The organism is Bacillus sp. WC2507, from assembly GCF_052656125.1.
In genome coordinates this window covers 5332501-5339450 of the sequence record NZ_JBQXPN010000001.1, presented here as the reverse complement: position 1 = coordinate 5339450, position 6950 = coordinate 5332501, and the positions used below count along the sequence as shown (strand labels likewise).

The 6950-nt window shown below is 44.6% G+C and carries 3 rRNA genes and 2 pseudogenes; 4 read left to right on the top strand and 1 reads right to left on the bottom strand.

Going from position 1 to position 6950, the window contains the following annotated elements:
* From ACUN28_RS27925 to rrf, 3 genes are all read left to right on the top strand, one after another.
* A 16S ribosomal RNA gene (locus tag ACUN28_RS27925) occupies positions 1–1176 on the top strand; the annotation flags it as partial.
* A 146-nt stretch (positions 1177–1322) separates the two neighbouring features.
* Positions 1323–4244: ribosomal RNA gene (locus tag ACUN28_RS27920) — 23S ribosomal RNA — on the top strand.
* A 49-nt stretch (positions 4245–4293) separates the two neighbouring features.
* Positions 4294–4409, top strand: a 5S ribosomal RNA gene (gene rrf, locus ACUN28_RS27915).
* Between the two features lie 199 nt (positions 4410–4608).
* On the opposite strand, the pseudogene ACUN28_RS27910 reads toward rrf, so the two are convergent.
* Positions 4609–5491 (bottom strand): annotated as a pseudogene (locus ACUN28_RS27910) (aminotransferase-like domain-containing protein); the annotation flags it as partial.
* Here ACUN28_RS27910 and ACUN28_RS27905 point away from each other — a divergent pair.
* Positions 5486–6315, top strand: a pseudogene (locus tag ACUN28_RS27905) (proline dehydrogenase family protein); the annotation flags it as partial. The pseudogenes ACUN28_RS27910 and ACUN28_RS27905 sit on opposite strands and share 6 nt — an antisense overlap.
* Positions 6316–6950 lie beyond the last annotated feature (635 nt).

Sequence of the window (6950 nt, the reverse complement as noted above, 5' to 3'; positions counted from 1 at the left end):
CCGCAATGGACGAAAGTCTGACGGAGCAACGCCGCGTGAGTGATGAAGGCTTTCGGGTCGTAAAACTCTGTTGTTAGGGAAGAACAAGTGCTAGTTGAATAAGCTGGCACCTTGACGGTACCTAACCAGAAAGCCACGGCTAACTACGTGCCAGCAGCCGCGGTAATACGTAGGTGGCAAGCGTTATCCGGAATTATTGGGCGTAAAGCGCGCGCAGGTGGTTTCTTAAGTCTGATGTGAAAGCCCACGGCTCAACCGTGGAGGGTCATTGGAAACTGGGAGACTTGAGTGCAGAAGAGGAAAGTGGAATTCCATGTGTAGCGGTGAAATGCGTAGAGATATGGAGGAACACCAGTGGCGAAGGCGACTTTCTGGTCTGTAACTGACACTGAGGCGCGAAAGCGTGGGGAGCAAACAGGATTAGATACCCTGGTAGTCCACGCCGTAAACGATGAGTGCTAAGTGTTAGAGGGTTTCCGCCCTTTAGTGCTGAAGTTAACGCATTAAGCACTCCGCCTGGGGAGTACGGCCGCAAGGCTGAAACTCAAAGGAATTGACGGGGGCCCGCACAAGCGGTGGAGCATGTGGTTTAATTCGAAGCAACGCGAAGAACCTTACCAGGTCTTGACATCCTCTGAAAACCCTAGAGATAGGGCTTCTCCTTCGGGAGCAGAGTGACAGGTGGTGCATGGTTGTCGTCAGCTCGTGTCGTGAGATGTTGGGTTAAGTCCCGCAACGAGCGCAACCCTTGATCTTAGTTGCCATCATTAAGTTGGGCACTCTAAGGTGACTGCCGGTGACAAACCGGAGGAAGGTGGGGATGACGTCAAATCATCATGCCCCTTATGACCTGGGCTACACACGTGCTACAATGGACGGTACAAAGAGCTGCAAGACCGCGAGGTGGAGCTAATCTCATAAAACCGTTCTCAGTTCGGATTGTAGGCTGCAACTCGCCTACATGAAGCTGGAATCGCTAGTAATCGCGGATCAGCATGCCGCGGTGAATACGTTCCCGGGCCTTGTACACACCGCCCGTCACACCACGAGAGTTTGTAACACCCGAAGTCGGTGGGGTAACCTTTATGGAGCCAGCCGCCTAAGGTGGGACAGATGATTGGGGTGAAGTCGTAACAAGGTAGCCGTATCGGAAGGTGCGGCTGGATCACCTCCTTTCTATGGAGAATTGATGAACGCTGTTCATCAATATAAGTTTCCGTGTTTCGTTTTGTTCAGTTTTGAGAGAACTATCTCTCATATATAAATGTATGTTCTTTGAAAACTAGATAACAGTGTAGCTCATATTTTTTAATTTTTAGTTTGGTTAAGTTAGAAAGGGCGCACGGTGGATGCCTTGACACTAGGAGTCGATGAAGGACGGGACTAACGCCGATATGCTTCGGGGAGCTGTAAGTAAGCTTTGATCCGAAGATTTCCGAATGGGGAAACCCACCATACGTAATGGTATGGTATCCTTACCTGAATACATAGGGTAAGGAAGACAGACCCAGGGAACTGAAACATCTAAGTACCTGGAGGAAGAGAAAGCAAATGCGATTTCCTGAGTAGCGGCGAGCGAAACGGAACATAGCCCAAACCAAGAGGCTTGCCTCTTGGGGTTGTAGGACATTCTATACGGAGTTACAAAGGAACGAGGTAGACGAAGCGACCTGGAAAGGTCCGTCGTAGAGGGTAACAACCCCGTAGTCGAAACTTCGTTCTCTCTTGAATGTATCCTGAGTACGGCGGAACACGTGAAATTCCGTCGGAATCTGGGAGGACCATCTCCCAAGGCTAAATACTCCCTAGTGATCGATAGTGAACCAGTACCGTGAGGGAAAGGTGAAAAGCACCCCGGAAGGGGAGTGAAAGAGATCCTGAAACCGTGTGCCTACAAATAGTCAGAGCCCGTTAATGGGTGATGGCGTGCCTTTTGTAGAATGAACCGGCGAGTTACGATCCCGTGCAAGGTTAAGTTGAAGAGACGGAGCCGCAGCGAAAGCGAGTCTGAATAGGGCGTTTAGTACGTGGTCGTAGACCCGAAACCAGGTGATCTACCCATGTCCAGGGTGAAGTTCAGGTAACACTGAATGGAGGCCCGAACCCACGCACGTTGAAAAGTGCGGGGATGAGGTGTGGGTAGCGGAGAAATTCCAATCGAACCTGGAGATAGCTGGTTCTCCCCGAAATAGCTTTAGGGCTAGCCTTAAGTGTAAGAGTCTTGGAGGTAGAGCACTGATTGAACTAGGGGTCCTCATCGGATTACCGAATTTAGTCAAACTCCGAATGCCAATGACTTATCCTTAGGAGTCAGACTGCGAGTGATAAGATCCGTAGTCAAGAGGGAAACAGCCCAGATCGCCAGCTAAGGTCCCAAAGTGTGTATTAAGTGGAAAAGGATGTGGAGTTGCTTAGACAACTAGGATGTTGGCTTAGAAGCAGCCACCATTTAAAGAGTGCGTAATAGCTCACTAGTCGAGTGACTCTGCGCCGAAAATGTACCGGGGCTAAATACACCACCGAAGCTGCGAATTGATACCAATGGTATCAGTGGTAGGGGAGCGTTCTAAGTGCAGTGAAGTCAGACCGGAAGGACTGGTGGAGCGCTTAGAAGTGAGAATGCCGGTATGAGTAGCGAAAGACGGGTGAGAATCCCGTCCACCGAATGCCTAAGGTTTCCTGAGGAAGGCTCGTCCGCTCAGGGTTAGTCAGGACCTAAGCCGAGGCCGACAGGCGTAGGCGATGGACAACAGGTTGATATTCCTGTACCACCTCTTTATCGTTTGAGCAATGGAGGGACGCAGAAGGATAGAAGAAGCGTGCGATTGGTTGAGCACGTCCAAGCAGTTAGGCTGATAAGTAGGCAAATCCGCTTATCGTGAAGGCTGAGCTGTGATGGGGAAGCTCCTTATGGAGCGAAGTCTTTGATTCCCCGCTGCCAAGAAAAGCTTCTAGCGAGATAAAAGGTGCCTGTACCGCAAACCGACACAGGTAGGCGAGGAGAGAATCCTAAGGTGTGCGAGAGAACTCTGGTTAAGGAACTCGGCAAAATGACCCCGTAACTTCGGGAGAAGGGGTGCTTTCTTAACGGAAAGCCGCAGTGAATAGGCCCAAGCGACTGTTTAGCAAAAACACAGGTCTCTGCGAAGCCGTAAGGCGAAGTATAGGGGCTGACACCTGCCCGGTGCTGGAAGGTTAAGGAGAGGGGTTAGCGTAAGCGAAGCTCTGAACTGAAGCCCCAGTAAACGGCGGCCGTAACTATAACGGTCCTAAGGTAGCGAAATTCCTTGTCGGGTAAGTTCCGACCCGCACGAAAGGTGTAACGATTTGGGCACTGTCTCAACCAGAGACTCGGTGAAATTATAGTACCTGTGAAGATGCAGGTTACCCGCGACAGGACGGAAAGACCCCGTGGAGCTTTACTGTAGCCTGATATTGAATTTTGGTACAGTTTGTACAGGATAGGCGGGAGCCATTGAAACCGGAGCGCTAGCTTCGGTGGAGGCGCTGGTGGGATACCGCCCTGACTGTATTGAAATTCTAACCTACGGGTCTTATCGACCCGGGAGACAGTGTCAGGTGGGCAGTTTGACTGGGGCGGTCGCCTCCTAAAGTGTAACGGAGGCGCCCAAAGGTTCCCTCAGAATGGTTGGAAATCATTCGTAGAGTGCAAAGGCATAAGGGAGCTTGACTGCGAGACCTACAAGTCGAGCAGGGACGAAAGTCGGGCTTAGTGATCCGGTGGTTCCGCATGGAAGGGCCATCGCTCAACGGATAAAAGCTACCCCGGGGATAACAGGCTTATCTCCCCCAAGAGTCCACATCGACGGGGAGGTTTGGCACCTCGATGTCGGCTCATCGCATCCTGGGGCTGTAGTCGGTCCCAAGGGTTGGGCTGTTCGCCCATTAAAGCGGTACGCGAGCTGGGTTCAGAACGTCGTGAGACAGTTCGGTCCCTATCCGTCGTGGGCGTAGGAAATTTGAGAGGAGCTGTCCTTAGTACGAGAGGACCGGGATGGACGCACCGCTGGTGTACCAGTTGTTCTGCCAAGGGCATAGCTGGGTAGCTATGTGCGGAAGGGATAAGTGCTGAAAGCATCTAAGCATGAAGCCCCCCTCAAGATGAGATTTCCCATAGCGTAAGCTAGTAAGATCCCTGAAAGATGATCAGGTTGATAGGTTCGAGGTGGAAGCATGGTGACATGTGGAGCTGACGAATACTAATAGATCGAGGACTTAACCATATAATATGAAGCAAATGTTATCTAGTTTTGAAGGAATATGCCTTCATAGTTTGGTGATGATGGCAGAGAGGTCACACCCGTTCCCATACCGAACACGGAAGTTAAGCTCTCTAGCGCCGATGGTAGTTGGGACCTTGTCCCTGTGAGAGTAGGACGTCGCCAAGCAAGCTTAAGACGAGTCAGAATGACTCGTCTTTTTTGTGTTTAATAAAATAAGCTTGTAATTAATGTTGGCTCTATGAGCACTTTTATCTAGCAAGAAACAGCTTTATTTTATTATGATTTCACATCTAAATAGCATACCTTCAGAAAAATATGGACAAGTTTGTTAGACTCTTTAACTTTGAGTTTTAAAGTCTATTTATTAACAAGAATATATGCAAGGTATTGCCCTCTGTAGCCTGCGCACACCTTCTTTTATTTCTTCAGTTGTTAAATGTCCATACCCCATAATAATTCGATTATGATGTTTTCCTTTTTCAATAGCGTGGTCTTCCACAGGATATACTTTAACCCCAAGTTGTTGGATTTTCTCAAGTAATTCTTTGGTGAATTGAAATTGATTGAATTCGACAATCAGGTGTAATCCTGTAGAATGACCGAAAATATTGATCTTATTTGAGAATACTAATTTTAATTGCTGGATAAGGATGTCTCTTCAATTTTTATAGATTTTTTTCATCTTCATAATATGCCGTTCCAAATAATCTTCGACAATAAATTTAGTAAGGACAAGTTGATTTAAAGAAGATGTATGTAGATCTGAAAACCATTTTATCCTGCGACATTTTTCAATAAGGTGTGAGGGAAGAACTAAGTATCCCATCCTAAGGGCCAGTGATAAAATTTTACTAAATGAACCTATATATAACACGCTCGGGATCCAATCCCTGTAATGAACTTACAGGTGAGCCTTCATATCGAAACTCACTGTCATAATCATCTTCAATGAGATAACAATTTGTTTTTCTTGAGTAGTTAATCAATTGAACCCGTCGTTGAATCGGTAACGCTCCTCCTAAAGGAAACTGATGAGAAGGAGTAGTGAAGATGAATTTTTGGTTTTTATTTGCAGGCAACAAAGATGTATCCATCCCATTATCATCAACTGGTATAGGATAAAGGAAGGCTCCTGAATTTTTAAAAATTGTTTGAATGTCATTGGTGATGGGATCTTCTATTAGTACTTGGTCGCCTGTTGACAAAAGTAACTTAGAAACAAGTGTTAAAGCTTGCGTTGCACCGGAGAAACGAGACATGAGGGGATTGTGATAGCAAAAGAACTAATTACAAAAGGTTATCATACTTCACTAGAATACATAGGGGAAAATACTCTAGATATAGCGGAATGTTATAAAGCAAAAGATGAGTTTTGGAATCTTATTGGGGATATGGGTGCTCTATCTATGAAACAAACAGTATCACTCGATTTATCGCATATTGGGTTATCTATAGATCCAGAAATATCTTATATTCATTTAATGGAGTTGGCAGAGAAGGCAAAAGTACATGGAACTACCCTTATGATAAGTATGGAAGAATCATCTAAAGCAGCAGACATTCTTTCCATCTATAAAAAACGACTGAGCAATATCCTAATGTAGGGATAACGATTCAGGCGCATTTATATCGCTCAAACAAGGATATTCAAGAACTCCTACATTATCCCGGGGAAATCCGAGTTGTAAAAGGTGCCTATCAAGAAGTTTCGGATATTGCTATACCTAGATCAACTGACTTAAATCAACAGTATCTTCAGATCGTAGAACAACTAGTTGAAAATAACCATCCTGTATCTATAGCTACACATGATGAAATTCTTATTAAAGAAATGGAGCAACGTCAATACTTTAGTCAATCTAGTGTAGAAATAGAAATGCTATATGGAATTCGTCCGGATATGTTAAGTGATTTGAAAAACAAAGGACATAATGCTAGGGTGTATTTGACTTATGGGAAAGAGTGGTACTTGTATTTATGCCATCGGATAGCTGAATATCCGGAAAACTTATATCATGCAGTGATGGATATGATACATTCATCTTCAGTACAGCAGAGTAGGGAATATTAAATGTAAAAGTTATTTTGGCTATGGTTAGTATGAGGGAGTTCAGTTATAGCGAGTAAGTTAAATTACTTTAGTTGTGGCCCAAAAATAAGAGTCGGATTTTCCTTAGAGTAGAGATTCCGTCTCTTTTTTAATTGAAATTTTTTTAGTTTATATTTGTATTAAATGCGGACAGGACCCTTATAGGTGTTGAAAAGATTATGAGTTATAATTGTACAGCTGTAGTATACCTTGTTGTAGGATTTGTTTTTGTGGGTGTTTTATATGTGTTGGTTTCTTATTGGTATGTATTCTTAGGTTTATAGCTAGAAATAAATGAATTTGTAATTCTATATGTATTTCAAAACGGAGGATATATAATAGAAAAATTAAAATTACATACTTTGTTAGTAACTCGATTTGCTCTTCTAGCGGTAAAACGTAAATATAGGTATAGGATAAACATCCTTAAATGTGATAAAAAGTAATAAAATATAAGTAGAACAAACGTTTCTCTCGGGTGTGTTAGGTACACTCGATCAATTGAGGTACGTATTTTCAATCCAGTATATGTGTTTAAAAAAGAAATGCTATTAATGGGTTCGGGCCTCGAATATAGTTTATTTGCATATCTTAAATGTTTGTTAAGAGGATATAAA